The organism is Deinococcus arcticus (assembly GCF_003028415.1).
GTDB classification, from domain to species: Bacteria; Deinococcota; Deinococci; order Deinococcales; family Deinococcaceae; genus Deinococcus; species Deinococcus arcticus.
In genome coordinates this window covers 1-24,815 of record NZ_PYSV01000003.1, presented here as the reverse complement: position 1 = coordinate 24,815, position 24,815 = coordinate 1, and the positions used below count along the sequence as shown (strand labels likewise).

Annotated in this window: 21 protein-coding genes; 8 read left to right on the top strand and 13 right to left on the bottom strand. The window is 69.3% G+C overall.

Going from position 1 to position 24,815, the window contains the following annotated elements:
* Positions 1-22 precede the first annotated feature (22 nt).
* Together meaB and C8263_RS03760 are read left to right on the top strand one after the other, a co-directional pair.
* Positions 23-973: a methylmalonyl Co-A mutase-associated GTPase MeaB gene (gene meaB / locus C8263_RS03765; protein ID WP_233218630.1), complete on the top strand. Its 951-nt coding sequence runs from the start codon at positions 23-25 to the stop codon at positions 971-973.
* On the top strand, positions 970-1,515 hold the full coding sequence (locus tag C8263_RS03760; RefSeq protein WP_107136787.1) for an isoprenylcysteine carboxyl methyltransferase family protein: 546 nt from the start codon (positions 970-972) through the stop codon (positions 1,513-1,515). The genes meaB and C8263_RS03760 overlap by 4 nt, the downstream gene beginning before the upstream one ends.
* 242 nt (positions 1,516-1,757) lie before the next feature.
* On the opposite strand, the gene C8263_RS03755 is transcribed toward C8263_RS03760, so the two are convergent.
* Positions 1,758-2,264: a hypothetical protein gene (locus C8263_RS03755; RefSeq protein WP_107136786.1), complete on the bottom strand. Its 507-nt coding sequence runs from the start codon at positions 2,262-2,264 to the stop codon at positions 1,758-1,760.
* A gap of 144 nt (positions 2,265-2,408) precedes the next feature.
* Here C8263_RS03755 and C8263_RS03750 point away from each other — a divergent pair, with 144 nt between their 5' ends.
* From C8263_RS03750 to cpdB, 6 genes are all read left to right on the top strand, one after another.
* Entirely contained in the window at positions 2,409-3,569 is a 1,161-nt protein-coding gene (locus tag C8263_RS03750) for an MFS transporter (protein ID WP_107136785.1), read from the top strand.
* A 117-nt stretch (positions 3,570-3,686) separates the two neighbouring features.
* Positions 3,687-4,988 carry an ATP-grasp domain-containing protein gene (locus tag C8263_RS03745; RefSeq protein ID WP_107136784.1) on the top strand — a complete coding sequence of 434 codons (1,302 nt, stop codon included), beginning with the start codon at positions 3,687-3,689 and terminating at the stop codon, positions 4,986-4,988.
* Positions 4,989-5,124: 136 nt separating this feature from the next.
* Complete coding sequence (gene glcF / locus C8263_RS03740; RefSeq protein ID WP_107136783.1) at positions 5,125-6,402, top strand: glycolate oxidase subunit GlcF; 1,278 nt, start codon at positions 5,125-5,127, stop codon at positions 6,400-6,402.
* A gap of 68 nt (positions 6,403-6,470) precedes the next feature.
* The gene (locus tag C8263_RS03735; RefSeq protein WP_408608036.1) at positions 6,471-7,823 is read left to right on the top strand and encodes an FAD-binding oxidoreductase; all 1,353 of its coding nucleotides are present in this window, start codon (positions 6,471-6,473) and stop codon (positions 7,821-7,823) included.
* Between the two features lie 180 nt (positions 7,824-8,003).
* On the top strand, positions 8,004-8,672 hold the full coding sequence (locus C8263_RS03730) for a DUF5639 domain-containing protein (protein ID WP_107136781.1): 669 nt from the start codon (positions 8,004-8,006) through the stop codon (positions 8,670-8,672).
* 405 nt (positions 8,673-9,077) lie between these two features.
* Positions 9,078-10,973 (top strand): 2',3'-cyclic-nucleotide 2'-phosphodiesterase, encoded by a 1,896-nt coding sequence (cpdB, locus tag C8263_RS03725; RefSeq protein WP_107136780.1) that lies wholly within the window; start codon positions 9,078-9,080, stop codon positions 10,971-10,973.
* 360 nt (positions 10,974-11,333) lie between these two features.
* On the opposite strand, the gene ftsZ is transcribed toward cpdB, so the two are convergent.
* The 12 genes from ftsZ to C8263_RS03665 all read right to left on the bottom strand — a co-directional run bounded on the left by ftsZ (position 11,334) and on the right by C8263_RS03665 (position 24,466).
* Positions 11,334-12,398 carry a cell division protein FtsZ gene (gene ftsZ, locus C8263_RS03720; RefSeq protein WP_107137014.1) on the bottom strand — a complete coding sequence of 355 codons (1,065 nt, stop codon included), beginning with the start codon at positions 12,396-12,398 and terminating at the stop codon, positions 11,334-11,336.
* 145 nt (positions 12,399-12,543) lie between these two features.
* Entirely contained in the window at positions 12,544-13,869 is a 1,326-nt protein-coding gene (gene ftsA / locus C8263_RS03715) for a cell division protein FtsA (RefSeq protein WP_107136779.1), read from the bottom strand.
* Complete coding sequence (locus C8263_RS03710; RefSeq protein ID WP_233218628.1) at positions 13,866-14,609, bottom strand: cell division protein FtsQ/DivIB; 744 nt, start codon at positions 14,607-14,609, stop codon at positions 13,866-13,868. The genes ftsA and C8263_RS03710 overlap by 4 nt, the downstream gene beginning before the upstream one ends.
* Entirely contained in the window at positions 14,606-15,490 is an 885-nt protein-coding gene (locus tag C8263_RS03705) for a UDP-N-acetylmuramate dehydrogenase (RefSeq protein ID WP_107136778.1), read from the bottom strand. The genes C8263_RS03710 and C8263_RS03705 overlap by 4 nt, the downstream gene beginning before the upstream one ends.
* Positions 15,487-16,836 carry a UDP-N-acetylmuramate--L-alanine ligase gene (murC, locus tag C8263_RS03700; RefSeq protein ID WP_408608035.1) on the bottom strand — a complete coding sequence of 450 codons (1,350 nt, stop codon included), beginning with the start codon at positions 16,834-16,836 and terminating at the stop codon, positions 15,487-15,489. Before murC ends, C8263_RS03705 begins: the two co-directional genes overlap by 4 nt.
* Before the next feature lie 97 nt (positions 16,837-16,933).
* Entirely contained in the window at positions 16,934-18,103 is a 1,170-nt protein-coding gene (gene murG, locus C8263_RS03695; RefSeq protein WP_107136776.1) for an undecaprenyldiphospho-muramoylpentapeptide beta-N-acetylglucosaminyltransferase, read from the bottom strand.
* A gap of 136 nt (positions 18,104-18,239) precedes the next feature.
* Positions 18,240-19,007, bottom strand: coding sequence for an AIM24 family protein (locus C8263_RS03690; RefSeq protein ID WP_107136775.1), 768 nt, complete (start codon positions 19,005-19,007; stop codon positions 18,240-18,242).
* Between the two features lie 27 nt (positions 19,008-19,034).
* Entirely contained in the window at positions 19,035-20,387 is a 1,353-nt protein-coding gene (locus tag C8263_RS03685) for a WD40 repeat domain-containing protein (protein WP_107136774.1), read from the bottom strand.
* A 240-nt stretch (positions 20,388-20,627) separates the two neighbouring features.
* Complete coding sequence (locus C8263_RS03680; protein WP_107136773.1) at positions 20,628-21,809, bottom strand: pyridoxal phosphate-dependent aminotransferase; 1,182 nt, start codon at positions 21,807-21,809, stop codon at positions 20,628-20,630.
* A gap of 44 nt (positions 21,810-21,853) precedes the next feature.
* Positions 21,854-22,339, bottom strand: a complete 486-nt coding sequence (locus C8263_RS03675) for a hypothetical protein (RefSeq protein ID WP_107136772.1) — start codon at positions 22,337-22,339, stop codon at positions 21,854-21,856.
* Between the two features lie 427 nt (positions 22,340-22,766).
* Positions 22,767-23,351 (bottom strand): response regulator transcription factor, encoded by a 585-nt coding sequence (locus tag C8263_RS03670; RefSeq protein WP_107136771.1) that lies wholly within the window; start codon positions 23,349-23,351, stop codon positions 22,767-22,769.
* Positions 23,348-24,466, bottom strand: coding sequence for a sensor histidine kinase (locus tag C8263_RS03665; RefSeq protein WP_107136770.1), 1,119 nt, complete (start codon positions 24,464-24,466; stop codon positions 23,348-23,350). The genes C8263_RS03670 and C8263_RS03665 overlap by 4 nt, the downstream gene beginning before the upstream one ends.
* Between the last annotated feature and the right edge of the window lie 349 nt (positions 24,467-24,815).

The window sequence follows — 24,815 nt, the reverse complement described above, 5'->3', positions numbered from 1 at the left end:
CGTGCCCTGACCGGAGAAGTCTGTGAGCGTTCCCTCGGCCCCGCCTGCGGGCGCCCTGCTGGAGCGCTACCTTGCCGGCGACCTGCGCGCCCTGGCCCGCGCCGTCACCCTGGCCGAGGCAGGGCTGGACAGTGCCCGGCCCCTGCTGCGCGCCGCCCGGCAGCGGGCCGCCCAGGGCCAGCGCGCCGCCGTGCTGGGCGTCACCGGCAGCCCCGGCAGCGGCAAAAGCACACTGGTGGACGCCCTGATAGCCACGCTGCGTGCGCGCGCTCAGCGCGTGGCGGTGCTGGCGGTGGACCCCAGCAGCCCCTACAGCGGCGGGGCCATTCTGGGCGACCGCATCCGCATGCTGCGCCATCACGCCGACCCCGGCGTGTTTGTGCGCTCGCTGGCCAGCCGGGGGGCGCTGGGCGGCCTCTCGGAGCGCACCCCGGGCGTGCTGGCGCTGCTGGAAGGCGCGGGCTTTGACTGGGTGATTCTGGAAACGGTGGGCGTGGGCCAGAGCGAGGTGGACGTGGCCGCTGCCTGTGACCACACCCTGCTGGTGCTGACCCCGGCCGGCGGCGACGGCGTGCAGGCCTTCAAGGCCGGCATCATGGAAATTGCCGATGTGATTGCCGTGAACAAGGCCGACCTGCCCGGCGCCGACCGCACCATGCGTGAACTGATGGCCGCGCAGGGCCTGGGCGCCCACGACGCCCACACGTGGTTTGCGCCCATTCGCAAGACCATCGCGGCCAAAGGCGAGGGGATAGACACTGTGATCGCGGCGGTGGAAGCCCACCGGGAGCACCTGGGCGAGGCTGGACTGCTGGCCCGCCGCGCGGCCCGCGCCGAGTACGAGGTGCGCACGCTGGTGCAGGAGCGGTTGCTGCGCCGCGCCCGTGCCCAGGGCGGCGAGCTGTACCGGCGTGTGGCGCACGGCGACCTGGACGCCGAGCAGGCCGCCGATGAACTGCTGGGGGCCCGGTGAAGGCCCGGCACGCCGCGCCGCTGCTGGTGGGCGCCCTCATTGTGCAGCGCCTGCTGGAACTGCGTGTGGCCCGCGCCAACGAACGCTGGGCGCGCGAGCGGGGCGCGGTGGAATACGGCCAGGCGCACTACCCGCTGTTTTTCGTGCTGCACCCGGCCTGGCTGCTGGCCACCCTGCTGGAAGGGCGGCGTGGCGGCCGGGTGAACTGGCCCGCCCTGGCGCTGCTGCTGTTGGCCCAGCCGCTGCGCTACTGGGTGATTCGCACGCTGGGCCGCTACTGGAACACCCGCATTCTGATTGTGCCCGGCGGGGAGCGGGTCACGGGTGGTCCCTTCCGGTACCTGAAGCACCCCAATTACGCGGTGGTGGCGCTGGAACTGGCCGCCGCGCCGCTGGCTGTGGGGGCCTGGCGCACGGCCCTGGCCTTCACACTGCTGAACGCGGCCCTGCTGCTGGGGGTGCGTATTCCGGCAGAGGAAGAGGCGCTGCGGGCGTACGCCCGGGACCACCAGAGTCCGGAAGGTGCAACCGGGGCAGAGTGAGCCGGACGCCAACCTTGCCCGGTGCAAAAGCGGTTTGGCAAGAGTGCGGGTAGTTTGCAAGGGAAGAGGGGCAAAAACGCCGTGTCCATCGCCGCTGCTGGCAGGAGATCTGAAACGGCCCGCACCATTGATAAGCACACCGAAGCCGCGCCCCCGCGCCTGACCAAAACCAGCAGAGGCCACTCGCTGGCCTCTGTTTCGCATTCTCCGTGTCTCTCGCTTTGGCCTTCTCTGGGCGCCAGTTACTCCGGCTGTGGGATGCGGCGCTCGAACACCAGGCCGCCGGGGGTGTCGGCCAGCAGGACCGGCACCAGCAGGGGCACGCCCTGGAACTCCAGGCGGGCGCGGCCCGGGCCCGTGGTGCGCTCCACCGCGGCGGCCACTGCCCGCACCTCCCAGCCCAGGTGCTCGGCGTGCAGCAGGGCCTGCAATTCCAGATGCCCGTCAATCAATTCCGGGGTCAGCAGGGCCGCCACCGGCTGGCCGCGCACGCCGCGCATCTCGGGCCGGGTGTGCAGGCCACGCACCGGATCAAACGGCGCCAGAGAGGTGCCGCGCAGCGAGGCGGTGGCCGCCGCCAGGGCCTCGGCGCCGGGCAGGGCGACCAGCACATCCACTTCGGGGAGGTGGGCGCTGAAATATTCCGCCAGCGCCTGCACCGCCACGCCGGGCAGGTCCAGCAGCCGGGCCCGCACTCCGTCTGCGCTGGGCAGGGCACTGGCAATGGCAGCTCGGAACACGGCGGGCATGGCCCGAGCTTAAGGCGGGTGGTCTTGCACAACTGTCACATTGTTGTGACAGTTCATCTGACGGCCAGATGAAGGCGGCGGCCGGCCCCCCACTGGCCCGGCTGACCGGACGGCCCACGGGGCTGCGGGAGTACCCTGGCCGCCATGCAGGCCCGTGTCACCGCTACCCGCCACGCCACGGCCATTGCGCTGGCCGTGACTGCCGGGCATTTCATCAACGACGCTTACGGCGCCATGCTGACTCCGCTGACCCCGGCGCTGCAGGCCAAATACGGCGTGAGCATCGCGGCTGTCACCTTGCTGTCCAGCGTGTACTCGCTGACGAGTTCGGTGCTGCAACCCCTGCTGGGCATTCTGGGCGAGCGCCTGGACCGCCGCTACGCCGCCGCCCTGGGCCCGCTGCTGACCGGCCTGGGCCTGACCCTGATGGGCTTTATGCCCTGGTTTGGCGCCCTGGTGCTGCTGGTGGCGGTGGCGGGTTTTGGCAGCGGCTTTTTTCACCCGGCCGGGGCCGCCTACGTGGCCCAGCACAGCCCGCCCGACAAGCGGGGGTTGTGGGCCAGCCTCTTCAGTGCCGGGGGCACGGCTGGCATGGCGTTGGGCCCCGTCTTTGCGGGCGTGGGCCTCACGCAGCTGCCCTGGTTCGCCCTGATCGGCGCGGGGGTGGCCGCCGTGACCTTTGCGGTCACGCCTGCCGGGGTCCAGAAGGCCCGGCGCGTATCGCTGGTGGAATACGCGGGCATCTTCCGGGGCCCGCTGGCGTGGCTGTGGGGCATGGCGGTGCTGCGCTCGCTGGCCAGCATGGGCTACAACGCCATGTTGCCCTTCATGCTGCTGGGCCGGGGGTTCGGCCCGCGCGAGGTGGGGCTGACCCTGGGGGTCTACTCGGTGGCCAGCGCCGTGGGCGGCATCATCGGCGGGCGCCTGAGTGACCGCCATGGCCGGGTGCCCGTGCTGCGCGGCGCCATTCTGACCACCATTCCGCTGTTCGCCGGGCTGATTCTGTCTCACCCGGGCCAGTGGTGGTTTTACCCCCTGACCTTCGTGGTGGGGGCGGCCGTGAACGCCAGCATTCCGGTGGGCGTGGTGGCCGCACAGGAATACGCGCCGGGCCATGTGGCGGTGGCCAGCTCGATCATGATGGGCTTTTCCTGGGGCTTTGCGGGCCTGCTGCTGTTTCTGGTGGGCGCCCTGGCCGACGCCACCACACCCACCACGGCGGCCCTGGCCAGTCTGGCCCTGCTGTTGCCCAGCGCCCTGATTGCCGCCCGTCTGCCCGAACCGCCGCGAAGTGAACTGAAGTAAAAAAGCGTCTGCCCCAGGGGCCGGGAACCAGGGCGCCTCTGCGGCGCGGGGAGGGGAGCCGCCGAAGTAGGGTGGAGGGAATGCTGGTGGCGCCCCAGGCCCCACCGAAAGGACCCCATGTCTGATCCCCATCTGCTGCTGCTGACCCTACACGACCCCACCGAGTTCGCGTTTCCGGCGTGGCTGCCCGGGCTGGCTCCCGGCGCCCTGAGTCTGGTGCTGGACCAGGATAGTGTGCCGGACGGGGCCCTGGCCGTGCTGAGGGCCGATCCGGCGTATGGCTTCGTGCGCGCCTACCCCAACTACCTGAACAACGGCAACGTGTACGCCGATCTGGACGCCCTGCACCGCACGCGGCCCGTGACGCATATCCTGGCCTTTGGGGAGGATGACGTCATTCGCGCGGCCCGGTTGCGCCAGCGTTGGGGCCTGCCGGGGCAGAGCGTGGCGAACGCCACCCGCTTCCGCGACAAGGTGCAGGCCCGCGCCCGGGTGCAGGCGGCGGGGCTACCGGCCCACGCGGGCGCGGCGCTGCACAATCCACTGGACCTGCTGGACTTCGTGGCGGCGCACGGCCTGCCCGTGTTCGTGAAACCCCGGACCAGTTCGGGGTCGGTCTTCGGGCGCAAACTTGCAGACTCGGCGGCCCTGACGGCGTTTCTGGACACTGGCTTTGCCCCGCGCGTGCCCTACGCCGAATACGTGTCGGACCTGTGCGTGGAAACCTTTCACCCGGGGCGGCTTTACCACGTGGACGGCCTCGCGGCGGGGTCAGAGGTCGTCTGGAGCTGGCCCAGCCAGTACCTCACCCCGGGGCTGGAGATCGGCGCCTTTGCCCACACACAGGTGGTCGGCAGCGTCATGCTGGACCGCCTGGACCCGCTGTTCGGGCCGCTGCAGGCGTATGCGCGGGCGGCGTGCGCGGCGCTGGAACTGCCCAGCGGCCACACCTTCCATGCCGAGATCTTTGTCCACGAGGACGGCTCGCTGTCCCTGTGCGAGATCGCCTGCCGCACCGGGGGCGGGCGCATCAACGAGACGCTGCACCGGGCCGGCGGTCCCCACCTGAACGAGTGGCAGTGCCGTCTGCAGGCCGGGCTAGTGGATGAGGCTGCCGCGCAGGCCCAGCTCCGGGGTCTGGAGCCGGCGCAGCTGTGCGGCTGGATGCTCTTTCCGCCGCAGGAGGGCGTGTGCCTGCAGGTGCCGGACTTCACGGGGTTGCCGGGGGTGGAGTCGGCTCAGCTGAACATTGCCCCCGGCGAGGTGGGCTGGGCGCGGGGTTTCAGCGGCGACGCCGCCGGGCATGTGGTGGTGGCCGGGCCCGATGGTCCGGCGCTGGCCCAGGCCATGCGCGCCGCCCTGCAGCGGCTTCAGATGGGCCTGGTGTTCGGGGCAACAGAGGGCGTGCCTGTGTCCTGAGCAGCGCTGGGACCTGCGGGACGGGAGAGAGGGCAGGAGAGTCGCCCTCCCCGAATCGTGCTGGCCCATCTCACCTAGCCGCCCCGGCCCCGCCTGCGGCCGGCCCGCCTATCCTGGGGCGCATGACGGGGGCCGCGTGAACAACGAGATCCGGGAGGCGGTGCCTGGAGGGCAGGGTGAGGTGATGGCCCACGCCGTGGACGCCTGCGTGCACTGCGGCTTCTGCCTGCCTGCCTGCCCCACCTACACGCTGCTGGGTGACGAGATGGACAGCCCGCGTGGCCGCATCGTGCTGATGAAAGAGGTGCTGGAGGGCGGACTGTCCCTGGCGGACGCCGCGCCGCATCTGGACCGCTGCCTGGGTTGCCAGGGCTGCGTGACCGCCTGCCCCAGCGGCGTGCCCTACGGTGAGCTGATCACGGCGTTTCGCGGCTGGAGCGAGCCCCAGCGGGCGCGCTCGTCGCTGAACCGGGCCAAGAGGTCGGCCATCCTGAAGATTCTGCCGGCCCCGAGGCTGTTCAGCGTGGCCGCGCGGGTGGGGCAGTTCGCCAAACCGCTGGCGCCGGCGCTGCCCGCCGCCCTGCGCGCGCCGCTGGACCTGCTGCCCGAAACCGTGCCGCCCCTGCAGCCCAGTCCTCCGTTCACCCCCGCCCGGGGTGCGCGGCGGGGCCGGGTGGCCCTGCTGGTGGGCTGCGCGCAGCAGGCGCTGGCCCCCAACTTCAACGCCGCTACCCTGCGTGTGCTGGCCCGCAACGGCATTGAGGTGGTGGTGCCAGAGGGCCAGGGCTGCTGCGGCGCCGCCGCCCTGCACACCGGCGCGCGGGCCGAGGCCCTGCGGCTGGTGCGCGCCAACCTCGCGGCCTTCAATCCGGGCGACTATGACGCCATTCTGTCCAACGCGGCGGGCTGCGGCGCGGGCCTGAAGGAATACCCGGCAGTGCTGCGCGGCGAGCAAGATGAAGCGCAGGCCCACGCCTTTGCCGCCCGGGTCATGGACCTCAGCGAGTACCTGCACGGGTTGCTGCAGGCCGGCGAGCTGATGCCGCCCCTGCCGGCCTCGCGCCCGCTGAAAGTGGCCTACCACGACGCCTGCCACCTCGCCCACGCCCAGGGGGTGCGCGCCGCGCCCCGGGCCCTGCTGCGCTTCATTCCGGGGGTCACGGTGCTGGAGGTGCCCGAAGGTGACCTGTGCTGCGGCTCGGCGGGTACCTACAACCTGGAGCAGCCCGAACTGGCCACGGCCCTGGGCCAGCGCAAGGCGGCCAACATACTGTCTACGGCCCCGGACCTGATTGCCAGCGGCAACATCGGTTGCCACACCCAGATTCAGAGCCATGTGCGCCGCGCCCACAGCCCGGTACCGGTGCTGCACACCCTGGAAGTGCTGGACCGGGCGTACCGGGGGGAACTGTGAGGGGCAGTGGGCAGTGGGGCGTGGGCCGTGGGAAGAGACAGGCCCCCGCTTCCACCGACCACGCCCCACTGAGCTCTGACCTCCTGCGCCGCCTCGCTCCCCGTCAGGTGCTCACCTCTCTGGCCGAGCGGCGCAACTACCGCTACGACGCCATTCAGTTTGGGGAAACGCCGCTGGCGGTGGTGCTGCCGGAAACCACGGCCGATGTGGTTGCGGCTGTGCAGGTTGCCCGCGCGGCCGGGGTGCCCATCGTGGGGCGCGGCGCGGCCAGTGGCCTCTCGGGCGGCGCCGCGCCGGCCGTCCCGGGGCTGGTGATCTCCTTTACCCGCATGACCGCGCTGCGCGTGGACCCTTCCCGGCGCGAAGCCCGGGCGCAGGCGGGCGTGGTCACGCTGGCCGTCAGCGACGCCGCGCGCCCCCACGGCCTGATCTACCCCCCGGATCCGGCCTCCCTGCGCACGAGCACCATCGGCGGGAATCTGGCCGAGAACGCGGGCGGGCCCATGTGCTTCAAGTACGGCGTCACCGGCGATTACGTGCGGGCGCTGCAGGTGGTGGACGCAGCGGGCGAGGTGCACGAGCTGACCCGCGACGCCTACGATCTGGCCGGCCTGCTGATCGGTTCCGAGGGCACCCTGGGCCTGATGACCGAGGCCACGCTGCGCCTGGTGCCGCCCCCACGCTTCACCCGCACCCTGATGGCCCACTTCCCCGAGGTGGGCGCCTGCGCCGAGGCAGTCAGTCAGGCGATTGCGGCGGGCGCGGTGCCCAGCAAGCTGGAATTCATGGACCGCGCGTGTACCAACGCCGTGGAGGACTACCTGGGTCTGGGCCTGCCCCGGGCCGCCGAGGCGGTGCTGCTGATCGACACGGACGGCGACGACCTGCCCACCGTGGAAGAGGAACGCGCCCTGGTGGAAGCGGCCTGCGCGGCGGCGGGCGGCACCGTGCGCCGCGCCGGGTCCGACGCCGAGGCAGCGGCACTGTGGCAGGCGCGGCGCAGCGTCAGCCCCGCCCTGGGCCGCATTCGCCCCCAGCGCATGAACGAGGACATCGCCGTGCCCCGCTCGGCCCTGCCGGACGTGGTGCGCGAAATTCGCGCCCTGGGCGACGCCAGCCCCTTCACGGTCGTGCAGTTCGGCCACATTGGCGACGGCAACCTGCACCCCAACATCCTTTTTGACCCCCGCCAGGATGACTCGCACGCGGTGCATGACCTCGCCCACCGCATTGCCCTGGTGGCCCTGCGCCACGGCGGCGTGCTGAGCGGCGAGCACGGCATCGGCTCCATGAAACGCGACTTCATGCGCGACGCCGTGGACCCCGTCACCCTGGGCGCCCTGTGGACGGTCAAGCGGGCGCTGGACCCGGCTGGGGGGCTGAATCCGGGCAAGGTGCTGCCTGAGGAGGTGAATGGGTGATGGTTGATGGTCGAAGGAGGATGGGGGTGAAGCGTCGAGACGTTGAGGGGTTGAGGCGTCGAGGGGGGGGCAGTGCTTCCGGTCAGTCCTGGAGGTCTGAACAACGAAGCCTGAGCGCTGGCCTGGGCGCCCTTTCCATCCTCCATCCCCCATCACCCATCCCCCCCTCAGAGGCGCTCCGTGCCCATCCTTGACCTCTCGCCGGGGGACCAGACAGTCACAGTCAGCGGGGACACCTCGTTGCCAGAGGTCTACGCCGCGCTGCCGCCGGGACTCTTTCCGCCGTTTCCGCCGGTGGGTCTGCCGGGGGGCGTGGGCGGGCTGGTGCAGCGGGGCGGCTTTGGGCAGAGCTTCTTCTTCGCGGCGGACGTGCTCGGCGTGACCTTTCAGGCGCCGGGTGGCCGCGTGGTCCGGGCCGGGGGGCGCACGGTGAAAAACGTGCAGGGCTACGACCTGACCCGGCTGTTCGTGGGCTCGTTCGGTTTGCTGGGCGAGCCGCTGGAGGTGACCCTGCGCCTGCGCCCCGGCGTGCGCTGGGGGCATGTGGTGTACGGAGGACCCCTGGTGCCCGCCGCCCGCTTTTCCTGGCAGGCGCCGGACGGCACCCACGCCCTGCACTTCGGGCACCGGGCCGAGGTGGACGCCGCGCTGGCCCTGCCCGGGGCGGTGCCGGTCACTGCACCCCCCGATTACACCATGCTGTTTCCGGGTGGCCTGGGCGTGGGGGAGGGGGGCCCGCTGCGCGACGCCCGCTTTGGCTGGGTGAACGGGGGAGAGGCCCCCACCCCGCCGGCCCTGTTCCGCACCCTGGCCGCGCAGCTCTCAGCCGCATTTCAAAAAACCTCCTAAGGACGTCGCCCCTCATGGTGCGACTGTTCAGGAGAGCACCGAACAGTCTCCACGCCCGGTGCAACGTCCTTTGTTCGAGACTCGCTCTGCTGCGCCGCTGTTCCAGCCCGCTCGGTTGATCGGGGGCTTGGCAGCGAGTGATACCGGTTCCGAAAAATTCCTTAACACGTTACGGAATTTTTCCGACCAGCGGAAGAAGGAAAAAATACGGATTTCCGGGAATTGGAGGAACATCCGGCTCTTTCCCGGATGGTACGGAAATGGACGGAATCCGTATGACTGAACACATAATGAGATTTTCTGACCGGAGGGGCAGGGATAGGGGACGACCGGGAATGAACGGTCGTCACTCTCACTGGTACAGAGGCCACGTTAAAGTGCCCTGGCTCCGGTATTCTATAGGGCGTGCGTAAACACATTTCCCTGATAACGGCCCTGCTGCTGGGTGCAGCCGGCGCGCAGACTGTTGAACTTCGGATTCTGGAAACCACCGACCTGCACACGGCTGCCAAGGGCTACGACTACTACCAGGACAAGCCCACGGGTGAATTCGGCCTGGAGTACACCGCCACCCTGATCAAGAACGCCCGCGCCGAGAAGCGCAATACCCTGCTGTTCGATAACGGCGACCTGATTCAGGGCAACCCCCTGGGCGACTACGCCGCGCGCGTTTCGCCCATCAAGGACGGCGAACTGCACCCCATGCACCAGGCCATGCGCGGCCTGCGCTTCGACGCCGCCACGCTGGGCAATCACGAGTTCAACTATGGCCTGGACTACCTGGACCGTGTTCTGAGCAGTGCGCCCATGCCCTACGTGAACGCCAACGTCCTGAACATGGACGGCACCAACAAGTACACCCCCTACGTCATTCAGCGCAAGCTGGTCTACGACACCCAGAACCGGCCCTATTACATCAACGTGGGCGTGATCGGCTTTACCCCGCCCCAGATCGTGAACTGGGACAAGGCCCACCTGGACGGCAAGGTGCAGGTCATGGACATCGTGGAGAGTGCGCGCAAGTTCGTCCCCCAGATGAAGGCCCAGGGCGCCGACATTATCGTGGCGCTGGCGCACACCGGCATCAACACCGGCCCCTACACCCCCGGCCAGGAGCAGGCCGGCGCCGAGCTGACCAAGGTGCCCGGCCTGGACGTGGTGCTGACCGGCCACAGCCACCTGGAATTCCCCGGCCCGGCCTACAAGGACGTCCCCGGCGTGAACCTCGCCAAGGGCACCATCAACGGCAAGGTCGTGCTGATGCCCGGCTTTTGGGGCAACCATCTGGGCGTGGCCGACCTGAAGCTGACTTTTGACCGCAAGACCCAGAAGTGGACCATTGCCGACGCCCAGGGTGCTATTCGCCCCATCTGGGACAAGGTGGCCAAGAAGAACCTCGTGACCGCCGATACCACGGTCGGTGCAGCAGTGGACGGCGCGCACCAGGGCACCCTCGGCTACGTGCGCGGCAAGGTGGCGGACCTGACGGCCCCCATCAACTCCTACTGGGCCCTGATGCAGGACGACCCCAGCGTGCAGCTGGTCAGCAACGCCCAGACTGCCTACGTGAAGGCGGCCCTGAGCAGCACCCAGTACAGGGACCTGCCAGTGCTGTCGGCTGCCGCGCCCTTCAAGGCCGGGGGGCGCGCGGGGGCCAGCTACTTCACCGACATTCCGGCCGGCACCCTGGCCATCAAGAACGTGGCCGACCTGTACGTGTACCCCAACACCGTGCAGGCTGTGGTGGTCACCGGCGCGGGGCTGAAGGAGTGGCTGGAGCGCTCTGCGGGGCAGTTCAAGCAGATTGACCCCAGCAAGGCCGAGCCCCAGGCGCTGGTGGATGAAACCTTCCCCACCTATAACTTCGATGTGATTGACGGCGTGACCTACGAGATTGACGTGACCCAGCCCAGCCGGTACAACAGCCAGGGCCAGGTGGTCAACGCCAATGCCAACCGCATCAAGAACCTGCAGTTCCAGGGCAAGCCGGTTGACCCGGCCGCGCAGTTCGTGGTGGCCACCAACAACTACCGCGCCTCGGGCGGCGGCTCCTTCCCGGGCCTGAACGGCAAGAACATCGTGCTGCAGGCGCCCGACGAGACCCGCGAGGCACTGGTGAAGTACTTCAACGAGCAGAAGACGGTGAACCCCGCCGCCGACGGCAACTGGAAACTGACCCCCATTCCCGGCGCGACCCTGCTGTACGTCAGCAGCCCCAACGCCCAGAAGTATCTGCCGGCCGGTGCCCAGCTCCTGCGCACCCGCGAGGACGGCTTCGCGGAATACACGATCAAGTTCTAAGCGGGCTTGGAAGAGAGGCACCGGGCGGCGACGCTGCGGTGCCTCCTTTTTGGCCAGGGGCTCTGGGCCATGAGCCATGGGGGAAAGCAGGTCTGGGACGCCCAGGCCGCAGGGGGCCGTGTCCTCATAGCCCAGAGCTCATGGCCCATGGCCCCTAATACGGGTTCCGAAAAATGCCGTAACTCGTTACGGAATTTTTCCGACCAAAGGGAGCAGGAAAAGATGCGGATTTCCGGGAATTGGGCTGGAACAGCGCCGAAGGCGGGGAACATCCGGCTCTTTCCCGGATGTTCCGGAAATGGACGGCAGTCCGTATAAGAAAAAGACACCCCCGCAGAGGTGCCTCCATCCCGCTGTGCCTCAGTCCCGGTCCACGTTCCGCAGGAAGGCGGGGATGTCGTAGTCCTTGGGGTCGTAGGCGGTACCGCCGCGCACGGGCTTGACCATGGTGTCAATCACGCTGGAGCGCAGGCCGCCCGCCACCGTCACTGGCATGTCGTTGAAGCCAGTGGCGATCACGGTCACGCGGACCTCGTCGCCCGCCGCCTCGTCGGGGGTAATGCCGAACAGGATGTCAGGTTCCTCGAAGCCGGTGGCCTCGCGGATCTTCTCGACAATCTCGTTGGCGTCGGTCATGGACAGGTCGTAACTGCCGGTCACGTTCACCAGGATGCGCCGGGCGCCCTCGATGCCGCGTTCCAGCAGCGGCGAGTGAATGGCGCTCATGGCAGCCTCCTCGGCCACCTTCTCGCCGCGCCCCGCACCAATGCCCATCAGGACAGTGCCGGAGTTGGCCAGCAGGTTACGCACATCGGCGAAGTCGAGGTTAATCATGCCCTCGACGTTAATCACGTCGCTGATGCCCTTGACGCCGTAGTACAGCACGCGGTCGGCAATCAGAAAGGCTTCGCGGAAGGACACCTTCTTGTCCACGGCGGTGAGCAACTTTTCGTTGTTCACCACAATCATGCCGTCCACGCGGTCGGCCAGCTTGCCAATGCCCTCTTCGGCCACGCGCAGGCGTTTGGGGCCTTCAAACTTGAAAGGGCGCGTGACGATGGCCACCGTCAGAATGCCCATCTCGCGGGCAATCTCGGCCACGACGGGGGCGCTGCCGGTGCCGGTCCCGCCGCCCATCCCAGCCGTGATGAACAGCATGTCGGTGCCGTCCAAGTATTCCTTGATGCGCTCGCGGTCTTCCAGGGCGGCCTTCTCGCCCACCTCGGGGTCGGCGCCGGCGCCCAGGCCACGGGTCAGGCGGTCACCCAGCTGAATGCGGATCTCGGCGTGGCTCTTGGCCAGCACCTGCGCGTCCGTGTTGCCGGCGATAAACTCCACGCCCTCAAGTCCCGATTCAATCATGCGGTTGACGGCGTTGTTGCCCGCCCCGCCCAAGCCAATCACGCGAATTCTGGCCGCTTGCATCATGTCTCCTTCCGTTCTGGCCACCGCGCGGGGCGCGCCAGATTCACTGCCGGGTAGTGTACCGCACGCCTCTGCGCTGGGGCGCAGGGCCCGGCACGCACAGCAAAAGAGCCAGAGCGGTGTGCGCCTCCGGCCCTCTTCGTCTTCACATCCAGTCCTTGAACCAGCCGCGCACCCGGTCAGCCAGGCTGGGCCCGGTCTTTTTCTCCTGGGTGATTGGTGTGGCCGGGGTGGGCGTGGGGGGCACCACCACCGGCACCTCGGGCGCGCTGGGAGCGGCCGGGGGGTGCTGGGCCATGTCGCCGTACACCAGATGCGGCACCTTGCCGTCCTCGCCAATGCCGTACAGCACCAGCCCCACGCTGCCCGCGTGCCCAGGCCCGCTCACGATGTCGGTGAGGCCGCCAATACCACGCGGGCGCCCCACACGCACCGGCAGGCGGAAGCGGTCGCGGGCCAGTTCGGGGGTGCCGCGCAGCAGCGCCGCGCCGCCGGTCAGGACCACGCCCTGCGCCACCAGTTCCACCGGGCCCAGGGTGTGGTCGATCTCGTCGCGGATCAGGCCGAAAATCTCTGCGAGGCGCGGCTTAATGATGCGCGAGAGTTCAAAGGCCGTGATGGCGTGGGTGCTGCCTGAAGACGTGGTGATTTCCAGCGTCAGGTCCGGGTCGGCCAGTTCGGGCAGAGCCGCGCCGTAGCGCCGCTTGACGTTCTCGGCCTCCTCCATGGGGATCTTCAGAATCTGCGCGAGGTCGGCCGTGACATGCTCGCCGCCCAGGGGAATACAGGCGGAGTGCGCCAGATTGCCGCGCTTGAAGACCGCCACGTCGGTGGTGCCGCCGCCCATATCTACGACCACGACCGTCTGGGCCTGTTCGGCGGCTTCCAGGGTCGCCAGGCCACTGGCCAGGGCGTGCAGCGCGAAGCCTTCCACCCGCAGCCCCGTTTCCTGCACGCAGCGGCGCAGGTTCAGCAGCGGCCCGGCCGTACCCGCCACGATATGCACGTCCACTTCCAGGCGAACGCCGTGCATACCCACCGGATTCTTGATGCCTTCCTGGCCGTCCACCACGTATTCCTGCGGCAGGGTATGGATGATTTCGAGGTTGGGGTCCAGCGGCACGGCGCGCGCGTTTTCAATGGCGCGGTCCACATCCGGCTGGGCAATTTCCTGGTGGCGGCGGATGGCGGCCAGACCGTGGCTGGTGATCGCCTTGGCGTGGTTGCCGGCCACCGATACGTACACGCTTTCCACCTTCACGCCGCTCACGCGCTCGGCGGCCTGCACGGACTGCTTGATGGCGTGGGTGGCCCGCTCCAGATTGACCACCGAGCCGCGCTTCATGCCCTCGCTGGGCACCGTGCCTTCACCGATGATGTCCACACTGCCGCCACCGGCCACCTCGCCAATGACGGTCGTGATTTTTGTGGTGCCAATGTCCAGGCCCACTATGATGGTGTTGTCTTTCATTCCTGGACGCTCACCCCCCAGGGGTAGATCGAAATCTCGCTGTTCGGATACATGCTGATGCTCCCAGCATACTTCAGTAATGCCTGCACGTCGCCGGTCCACACGCGTCTGTTCGCTACTTTCAGGCTCAGACCCGTGGGTGTATAGGCAACCGACTGCACATTGTAGCGGGCCAGGGCGTCCAGCAGCCCCAGCACCTCGTTCACGCGGCTGGGCCCCCAGCCTTCAATCAGGGGCAGCGCGCCGGTGCCCTGTGCGCCGGGCAGCACGGTGGCGTCTGCAGCCAGGGCCACCACCGTGCCGTCCGGGCGGCGCAGGCGGGCGCGGGGGGTGCGCTCGGTCAGCTGCACATGCACCCGGTCGGGAAAGGTGCGGGTAATTACGGCCGAGCCCACCCAGGGGTTCGCCAGCAGGCCGCGTGCGCGCCACGCGCCGTAATACAGCCAGCCGAAGTTGGGGCTCAGGCCCGCCAGGGTTCTGACCTGCCCGGCCGGGAGGTGCTTGTTGCCGGCCACCGTGATCTGCCGCACCGGCAGGCCATACCACGCGCCGGCGGCCCCGCCGACCAGCAAGAGGGGCAGCGCCAGGAGCAGCACGCGGCGGCGCAGGCGACGGGGTGCGCGCTGGGGCGCGTCAGAGGGTGAGGGGCTCGCTGCTTCGGCGGCTGGGGGGTCCAGCGTGGGGGAGGGGGCTTCCGGCACGGTCAGGCGGCGGTTGCCCCGGCTGGGCCCCGCGCTCAAGGTTCGCCCTGCCCCGGCCAGAGTTCGTATTCAAGTTCCAGCGGCACGCCCACCCGCGCCCGGATGATGTCCAGCAGTGCGTGGACATCGGCCGCCGTGGCGCCGCCCAGGTTCACGATGAAGTTGGCGTGCTCCGGGGCAATCAGGGCGCCGCCCACCCGGGTGCCCTTCAGGCCCGCGTCGTCAATCAGCTTGCCAGCGCTCACGCCGCCCGGGTTCTTGAACGCGCAGCCCGGCGTTTTCATCTTGGGCTGGCCCTTGCGGGCCTGATCGGCAAGGTCCATCCTGGCCAGCACGGCGCCAGGGGTGCTGACGGTCAGGCTCAGGCGCACGCGCGTGACCACATGGTTGCGGGGAATGCCGCTCTGGCGGTAGCCCCAGGGCAGCTCGTCGGGCGTGACCTGCCGCGTGCCTTCTGGTGTCACGATTTCAACCGTGTGCAGGCCGTCAAACATCTCGCCGTAGCGGGTGCCGGCGTTCATCCACACCGCGCCGCCCACCTGCGCCGGAATGCCCACGGTGCCCTCCAGACCGCTCAGGCCCAGTTTCTGCAGCTGCCGCACCAGGCCGGGCAGGGGCACGCCGCCGCCCACCCAGCCGGTCACCACGCACTCTGGGGTGCTCAGAGCCGGGTCCGGGGTCAGGTCGCGCTCGGCCAGGGGGCCAGAGAGGCGAATGACCCGCTCCGGTACCCCGGCGTCCGACACCACGAGGTTGCTGCCGCCGCCCAGCACGCGGTAGGGGCGCTCCATCGCCTCGGCCAGCCCCTCGGGGGACTCCACGAACCACACCTCGGCCTCGCCGCCCACGCCCAGGGTGGTAAAGCGCGAGAGGGGCAGCCGCTCCACCCGCGTGCCGGTGCGGCTGACCGCCGCCGTCACGCCGCGCCCCCCACCAGTTCGCGCGAGAGCTTCCACACGTCGCCCGCGCCCATGGTCACGATCACGTCGCCGCTGCTGGCAGTGTCGCGCAGTACGCGTAGCACCTCATTGCGGTCGGGCAGGTAGCGCACCCCCGCGTGACCTTGCCCGGTCATGCGTTCGGAAATCAGGGTGGCGTGAATGCCGGGAATGGGCGCCTCGCTGGCCGCTGCAATGTCCAGCAGCAGCACCTCGTCGGCGCCCATCAGGGCGTCGGCCAGCCGGGGCCAGGACTGCTGGGTGCGCAGGTAGCGGTGCGGCTGAAACACCACCCGCACCCGGCGACCGGTCTGGCGCGCGGCCTGCACGGCAGCCGCCACCTTGGTGGCGTTGTGGGCGTAATCGTCAATGACCAGGGCGCCGTTCAGTTCGCCCATGCGCTGCCAGCGGCGCCCGGGGCCCTGAAACTCGGCCAGGGCGGCGGCGGCCTGCGCCATATCGCCGCCGTGCAGGTCCACCACCGCCAGCGCCGCCAGCGCGTTCAGGACGTTGTGGGTGCCGGGCAGGGCCACGCGGGCCCCGGTCAGCACCTGCCCCCGGCGGGTCACGGTGAAGGACGTGCCCTCGGCGTCCGGGCGCAGGGCGACAGCGCGGTAGTCGGCGCCCTCGGCCTGTCCGTAACTCAGGCGTTCGTGGGCGCCCGCACACAGCTCGTCCAGCCCCGGCCAGTCGGCGCACAGCAGCACCCGGTCCGACTGCGCCACGAAGCGCGCAAAGGCGGCGTGCTGCTCCTCCACGGTTTCCCAGTACGTGGCCTGAGAGCCGCCCACATGGTCGTCCTCGGCGTTGGTGAATACGGCGGTGCCTGCCCCCAGGGCCGCAAAGCCCTTGTCGGATTCGTCCACCTCGGCCACGAAGGGCCCGCGCCCCAGCCGGGCGTTGCTGCCAAATTCCGGCACAATGCCGCCCACAAAGGCCGACGGGTCCAGCCCGGCGCCGGCCAGCGCCACGGCGATCATGGAGGTGGTGGTGGTCTTGCCGTGGGTGCCGATCACGCCCACGCTGGGTCCGGCGCGCAGCAGATTGTCCAGCAGCGCCATACGCGGGCGCACCTCAATACCGGCCGCCTCGGCGGCGACCCGCTCGGGGTGGTCTTTTGGAACCGCTTCCGAGGCCACCAGGATGTCAATGGGGCCGTATGGCGCGGCCGTGACGTGCTCGGCGCTGTGGCCGGCCGCTACCGGAATGCCCTCGGCGCCCAGGCAGGCGGTGAGGTCGGTGGCGGCCTCGTCGCAGCCACTGACGCGGTGGCCCTGGGCCGAGAGCAGCCGGGCAAAGGCACTCATGCCGATGCCGCCAATGCCCATCAGGTGGTAGTGCAGCGGTGCAGGCAGGGGAGAGGTCGGGGAGGCGCTGGATTGAGACGCCGCAGCCGGGCTGGGCGGGGGAGCAGCAGAAGCAGGGTCAGTCATGGGAGGAGGGGGGCCCTTCACGCAGGTGCCGTTCGATCAGGGCCGCGAATGCCGCCGCCGCGCCTGGCTGGGCCCGTCGGCGGGCCGCCCCGCTCATCGAGGCGCGCGTCCCCGCTGAGGCACACTCTAACACCGCCTGCCCCAGCGTTTCCGGCACGCTCTTTTGCTCGACCACGCGCCCGGCGCCCGCTGTCTGCACCGCCACGGCGTTGTGGTACTGGTGGTTTTCCGAGGATTCGGGCAGCGGCACCATGAGCAGCGGCACCCCGTGGAAGGCGGCTTCGGCCAGGGTGCTGGTGCCCGCGCGCGTGATGGCCAGGTCCGCCACCGACCACGCGGCCACCGCGTCCACGTAGCCTGCGGCCTTGTACCAGTCCAGCCCCCTGACGCGCGGCCCCACCTCTGAGAGCCAGCGCGGTCCGGTGGCGTGCAGCACCTGCACTGCCCGCCCGCGCCCATCGGTCGGCACCGGGCCCGTGAAGTCCAGGTTGACCAGGCCGGCGCCCTCCTGGGGCAGCAGCCCTTCTGGTCCCAGGATGTTCTGCAGGGTGTCCGGCACGCTGTTGTTCAGAAAGAGCGAGCCCTGCGAGCCGCCCATGACGAACAGGGTCAGCGGGCCGTCTTGCAGGCCCAGGCGCGAAAGGGCCTCGGCGCGGGGCAGGCGCTGCTCGCGCACCGGCATGCCCACCAGGGTGGCGCGGGCCGGGTTTAGGCCCAGCACGCGGTCATACACGGTGCCCACGGCGCGCGCGCGGCCCACCGCCAGGCGCTGGGTCAGGCCCAGGCGCGCGTTCTGTTCGTGCAGCACGGTGGGCAGCCCCAGGCTCTGCGCGGCCAGCACCCCGGGCAGGCTGGCAAAGCCGCCAAAGCCCACGACGGCGCTGGGGCGCCGCCGGGTCAGCAATGTCCGGGCCTGCAGCACGCCCTGGGCGGCCCGCAGCAGTTCGCGCGGGTCGGGGCGGCCCTGGCCGCTGCGGGCCAGTTTGCCCGCGTCCACTCCCTCAAAGCTCAGGCCCTGCTCGGCCGCCACCCGCTCTTCCATGCCGCCGCGCTGGCCCAGCAGCAGCGTCTCGTGCCCCCGCGCCGCCAGCTCACGCGCGGTGGCCACCGCCGGATAGATGTGTCCCCCGGTGCCTCCTGTTGCCAGTACGACCAAGCTCATTGGGGGGGAGTGTAGCGTCAGGGGGTTGTGGGATGTCGGGTGTGGGGTGTGGGAACAGCAAGAAGGGCAAGCCGAGATGGCCGCCCCTCTGTGGTTCTGCTGCCCTACACCCTACAACCCACGCCCCACACCCTCTTCAGTCAAACAGGTCCCCCAGCGCTTTGCCCACGCCGCCGCCGCTGTGGCTGTCGCCGCCGATGCCGTGGTCAAATTCCTCGTAGGGCTGCACGACCACAAAGCCGTCGCCCTGAAAGACCATCTGGTAGGTTTCGCCGCCGCCCCGGCCGAACATGCTCTTCAGGCTGGCGTCCATGCGCAGCTGGGGCTGCAGGTTGCCGCTCCAGGCAATCGTGGCATTGGGGTCGGTGAAGATGGGCTCCTGGGGGGTCACGCGCAGGGTCAGGGGCTTGCCGTGCGACAGAATGGCCACCAGCCCGTGGCCCTGCACCCGCACGCTGAACAGGCCCCCGGCGGCCATGCCCGCCACGCGGCGCTGCATGGTGATGTCGTACTGCACGCTGTCTTCAAAGGCCAGCAGGTCGTTGCCGTTCACGTTCAGGCTGTCGCCCGCCAGACGCAGAATCTGCACCTCTTTGCCCTGGTCGGCCAGGTAGGCCACGCCCCGGCCCTCAATCTTGGCCAGCGGGCTCATTTCCTGCGACACGGCGCGCTTGAGGGCTTTCATCAGGCCGCCTTCCAGGGTGCCTTCGCGCTTGAAGCTCAGGTTGCCCTTGTAGGCCACCATGGCGCCCAGCTTGCTCCACACGCGGCCATTGACCTTGACCTCCAGCATCTTGCTGGATTCGAGTTCAAAGACCTCGCCGGGGTTGTCGCGCTCGGCGGTCTGGGCAATAAAGTCACGGAGGCTGTAGGTGCCGTCGCTGCCGGGCTGCATGTTGGTCATATGGCTCAGGGTACGACGGGACTGGGTTCAGGGTTCCAGCAGGGCCCGCCGGGCAGACGTGCAGGCGCGGTCGGGGTCGTCTGTAAAACCATTCTCGCGCAGGGTGCGGCAGCTCAGAAAGCGGCCTGAGGGCCAGGCCCACACGTATTCGTTGGTGAAATCGGCCGTCTCCATGGTCATCACGCGGATGTTTGAGGTGGCCTTTACCGTCAGGCGGTTGCCAGTGAGTCTCGCCTGCCAGCCGATGGGCAGGCCGGAACCGTCCAGATTACCCGGTGCTGTCACCGGGGGTGATAGCACCCGCGTCTGCCCGCCCACCTGAACTCGCACCCGCAGGTCATCTCCAATAGCTACAGTCGCTCCAGCAGTGCGGAGTGTGGCCAGTGCAGGCGCGGTGCTGGGTAAAGGCGCCCCGCTGGGCAGGTTCCAGCGGCGCGTGCTGTGCTGGTCACTGAGCGCCAGCGTCGTGCCGGTCACCTGCCACTGCGTGATCTCTGAGGCAAGCGGGGCCAGTCGGGCCAGCCGCCTCACGCCCGGTTGCAGCAGGGTGCCCGAGGTCACGCCCAGCGCCAGCAGGCGGCCATGTGGCAGGGTGTGCAGCGAGGTCACGCCGCCGGGCAGGGAAAGGCAGCGGACCGGGGCCGCCCCGGCCAGCGACCAGACCACCAGCCGCCCATCGTTGGCTGCGCTGACCAGGGTGCCGGCGCCGGCAAACACCAGACCCCGGACCGGCCCCCGGTGCGCCGTCTGGCGGCCCGCGCAGCTCCCCGTCAGTTGCCGTTCCTGCCCGCTGCCCAGCGCGCGCACCCGCACTCCGCCGCCCCGCGAGCCGATGGCCAGGCTGCGGCCATCTGGCGCGAAGGCCAGCGCAGTGGGCGCGGCAAAAAAGTCGCCGTAACCGTTTTGCTGGTCGGTGTAGAACGGATGGTGCAGGGTCTGGGTTGTCTGCCCGCTCTGGGTGCTCAGCAGCCGCACGGCTCCGTTTCGGGCAGCCACTGCCAGAAAGCGGCCGTCCGGCGACAGGGCCAGCGGTTCGGTCTCCCGGGACGGCCCGGACAGTGCCACAGACCAGCGCGCCTTCAGGGTGGCGCTGTCCAGGGCCACCAGCGTGAAGCCGCCCAGATACAGCGTGCGCCCGTTGGGGTGGCGCAGCACCGGGCCGAAGGTCCGGCTTTCGGGCACCTGCTGGCGCCGCTCTCCCTGACCAGAGGCGTTCAACTGCACGAAGACTGGGACGCGGCAGTGAGGACCATCTTCGGGCGTCAGGCACTGCCAGCCGGCCCAGCCGCCCCCCGGCAGCGCGGCGCCCGACCGTAGCCCTGAGGCCGCGCTGGTCAGCCCCAGGAAAGCGCAGAAAGCCGCCAGTGTCAGTGCATGCATAAGGGGAGCTTTAGGCTTGGGGCGAGCCGGGTCATCCGCCCAAAGTTGGCCTCTGGGCCCGCCTCTTGACACTCTTCGCCGGGCCAGATCGTCTCACCCGGGACGCCTCTGATTCCACAGCATCTTGGGAAGGGCATAAGGGTGCTGTTCCTTTGCCAGGGTGCCCTCTGTTCTCGCGTTCGCTCGGCAACGCAGCTCTGCGAGTCCGCTTGCCCCCCGCCTTCGGCTCGCCAGAATTCCCTATCCGCCCAGCAGCGTGCCCAGACGCCGCAGCACCTCTTCGATGGTGGCCAGATCGGTCGCGTAGCTCAGGCGCACCTGCCCCGGCGCGGCAAAATCGGTGCCGGGCACCACGGCCACCTGGGCGACATCCAGAATGCGGCGGGCCGCCTCCAACTCGTCGGGGTGAATGGCTGTGGTGTCGGCCAGGACATAGAAGGCGCCCTGCGGGGTGGGTGTGGGCAGGCCCAGCGCATTCAGGCCCGCCACGAGGCGGTCGCGGCGTTCCTGGTAGGCGCTCCGGGCCTCCTCAATGAAGCGCGCCGTGGCCTCATGCTCCTCCAGCGCGGCCAGGGCCGCGTACTGGCTGACACTGCTGGCGTTGCTGGTGCTCTGGGACTGCAGGGCGTTCATGGCGGCAATCACTGCCTTTGGCCCGCCCGCGTAGCCCAGGCGCCAGCCAGTCATGGCGTACGCCTTGCTGGCCCCGTTGACCGTCAGGGTGTGCTCTGGGGCGTAGGTGCCGATGCTGACGTGCTGGGCGCCGTACACCAGATGCTCGTACATCTCGTCGCTCACGATGACGAGGTTGTGGCGCTGGGCCAGTTCGGCTATGGCCCTCAGTCTCTGCGGCGCAAATACTGCCCCCGTGGGATTGCCGGGGCTATTCAGCACGATCATGCGGGTGCGCGGCGTGATGCGGGCAGCCAGTTCATCGGGGTCAAGCTGAAACCCACCCTCCGGCGTGGTGGGCACGGCCACCGGCACGCCCCCGGCCAGCGCCACCATCTCGGGGTAGCTGACCCAGTAGGGCGCGGGAATCAGCACCTCGTCGCCCGGGTTGAGCAGGGCGAAAAAGGCGTTGAAGAGCGCCTGCTTGCCGCCGCTGGTCACAGTCACGGCGTCCGGGGCATAGCTCAGGCCGTTGTCCCGCGCGAACTTGGCGCTGATGGCCCCGCGCAGTTCGGGAATGCCGCTGACGGGCGTGTATTTCGTCCTGCCATTCTCGATGGCCCGGATGGCGGCGGCCTTGATATGCGGCGGCGTGTCGAAATCCGGTTCGCCCACGCTCATGGAAATCACGTCCAGGCCCTGGCGCCTGAGTTCCAGGGCGCGGCTGGTCACTGCCACCGTGGCCGAGGGCTTGAGGCTCTGGGCCCGGGCCGAGAGCGTGAAGGGAGAAACAGAAAAGGGGCCGCTCATACCCCGCAAGGTACAGGCGGCCCCCGGCCGGCGCGGCCAGAGGTTTAGAAGCGGTAGGTGACGCCGAAGGTGCCGCCCACCAGCGGAAACGGAAACAGGCCCGCGCTGTCAAAGGCGGCGCGCAGGTGGGCCTCGCTGAACCAGCCCAGGTTGCCGCCATCAAACTGCCCCCGCAGCCCGCCTGTGGCGCCGACCGTCCACAGCCCCCCCAGGACCGTGCCCACGCTGGGCCCGCCGTAGAGGTTGAAGTTGCTGTTGCGTCCTGAGAACAGCAGTTCGGCATTGAACGCGGTGAAGGGGCCGTTCACGTCGGGCACGGGCAACAGGTACGCGGAAGCGCTGCCGCGCAGATCCACATTCATGCGCGGCAGCTGTGCCACCGTGGCGCTGAGGCCCAGCGTGGCGCCGGGAATGACAAAAACCTCGGTACCCAGGCCGCCCCAGAGGGTGAGGCCCGTGGGCGCGGTGCTCTGTGCGGCGGCGGTGCCGGCGAGAAGGAAGGAAAGGGCCAGAGCGAGTCGGGTCTTCATGTGGTCTTCATCCTAGCGGGCTCCGGGCGCCGCGGCTGCCTCAGGTGAGGCACCGGCCCTCAGTCCGACACGTGGCCTCAAAACGGTGAAAGCCCACCGCTTTAAGCAGGTGGGCCAGAAGGTGCCGCTGAATTAAATAGCTCGCTGTTGATCTTTAGATCAACCGAGCGGGCTGGAACAGCGGCGCCGCAGAGCGAGTATCGAAAAAAGGACGTTGCACCGGGAGTGGAGACTTTGCGGTGCTCTCCTGCAAAGTCGTAACGTGAGGTGCAACGTCCTTAAGTCCCTCGCCCCTCCCCCACGCCAACGGTTCAGGACAGCGCAGCAACGGTTGCATTCCCGGTGCGAGGCACTTTGCTTCGCCACTCGCGCTGCGGCGCCGCTGTCCCCGCCCGCTCGGTTGATCGGGGGCCTGGCAGCAAGTGACTTAATGCAGCAGGCCAATGCTGCGGGCGCGGCTGACGGCCTCGGTGCGGTCACCAGCATCCAGTTTGGCGTACAGGCGGGCCAAGTGGTCCTTGACGGTATCCGGCGACACACCCAGGTTCTTGGCAATTTCCTTGTTGCTGTAGCCCTGGGCCAGCAGGGGCAGCACCTCGGATTCGCGGGGGGTCAATCGGGGAACGTCCACATGCGGCAGGCGGTCCACATCGGGGTTGGCCACGATGTCGCGCAGCTGCCGCGCCAGACTCTCGGGGTCGGTCTCCTTGCTCACGTAGCCGCGTGCCCCGGCGGCGCGGGCCGCCTGCACGATAGCCGGCTCGGCAAAGGTGGTGATCAGGACGCTCACCAGCCGGGGGTTGGTCTGGCGCAGGCGCTCGCAGACCTCAATGCCGGTCATGCCGGGCATCTTCACGTCCAGCAGTGCGGCGTCGGGTTGTAGGGCGCGGCAGGCTTCCAGCGCGGCCAGCCCGTCACTGGCCTCGGCCACCACGTCAAAGCCCTGGTGAATCAGGGCGTATTTCAGGCCCATACGGAAGAGGGGATGGTCATCGGCAATCACAAGTCTCATGGGGAAACCTCCGGCAGAAAGAGCGTGAAGCAGGTCTGGGCGGGCAGGGACAGCGGAGCACCGGCAGGGGCTTCGGGAAGGGGGTGGCCGGAGGCAGAAAAGGGCGGGGTGGCAGCGGGCACAGTGGAAGCAGATGCAGGGAGCAGGCGGCTGTAGCGCAGTTCGCCGCCATGGGCCTCGGCAATGCGCCGGGCGATAAACAGGCCCAGGCCCGCCGTGCCGGCCGCATATTCCTGCCCGGCGATGGTGGTGGGCTGAACGTTGAAAGGCTGGGCCAGCTGTTCCAGGGGCGCGGCCAGTCCGGGGCCGTCATCAGTCACGTGCAGGCCCTCGCCCGACACGCCAAGGGTCAGCTCACACCCGGCGTAGCGCAGGGCATTGACGGTCAGGTTCATCACGGCGCGCTCCAGCACCGCCGGGTCCACCTGGGCGTGGCCGCTGCCCTCCACGCGCACGGTCAGGCCGCGTTCCCGGGCCTGCGGGGCCACGCGCTGCGCCACATCGTCCAGCAGCGCCCGAAGATCGGTCCAGCGGGTCTGCACCTGCACGTCTTCCTGTTCAAAGCGGTGGGCATCGGCCATCTGCTGCACCAGCGCCAGCAGGCGCTCGGTTTCGGCCTGCATCTGCTCACCCATCACGCGCCGCTCGTGGTCAGGCAGGGGCAGGGTGGTCAGGATCTTGGTCAGGTGCCCGGTGGCAATCAGCGGCGTTTTCAGGTCATGGACCAGGGTGGCAATAAAGGCGTTGCGCCGGGCCTGTTCGGTGCCCAGGCGGGCAAGCAGCCCCGCAAAGGCCGCGCGCAGGGTCTGCACCTCGGCCGGGTCGTCGGTGGGGGCGGCTTCAAAGTCGCCGCGCTCCACCTGCGCCTGCAGGCGGCTGACCGGGCGCAGCAGCGTGCCGCTGAGCAGGTAGCCTATGGCGCCCGACAGCGCGCCCACCACGATCATCCAGGCCAGCAGCGGCAGTGGGGGCACCTCGGGGCGGGCCATCAGGGTCAGCACCACGTTGGGCAAAAAGGCCAGCAGGAAAATCACGAAGGTGAACTGCGAGCGCAGCGTCCGCACGCGCGCCACGGCAGGGCCGGTGCGCAGGGGGACCGCAGCGGAGGTGGGCATGGCGCTCAGCGTAGAGCGCTGGCTCTGACAGAACCCTCACGGGTCTGTCAACCCCCACCCCCGGCGAATGCCCCCGCTTGCGGCGGATAGCCAGCGGGGGGCACCTTCTGCAGAAGCTGGCTCTGTACCGGAAACCGCTGACGGCGGCCTCTTCCGGCCCGGCCTGGAGCAAGAAAAACTGCTCCTCAATGTCCCCGCGCTGCCGCGCATTGAACAAATAGAGCCGTTCTGTCTATCACGTTGTGTCTGCTGTCCCCTGTTTCTACGGTGACGATCAGAGCAGCGCGGCGATGGCCACCTTCACCCGGACGTGGGGAAAACGCCCCCCGAAGCCCCCGCGCGCCCGTGT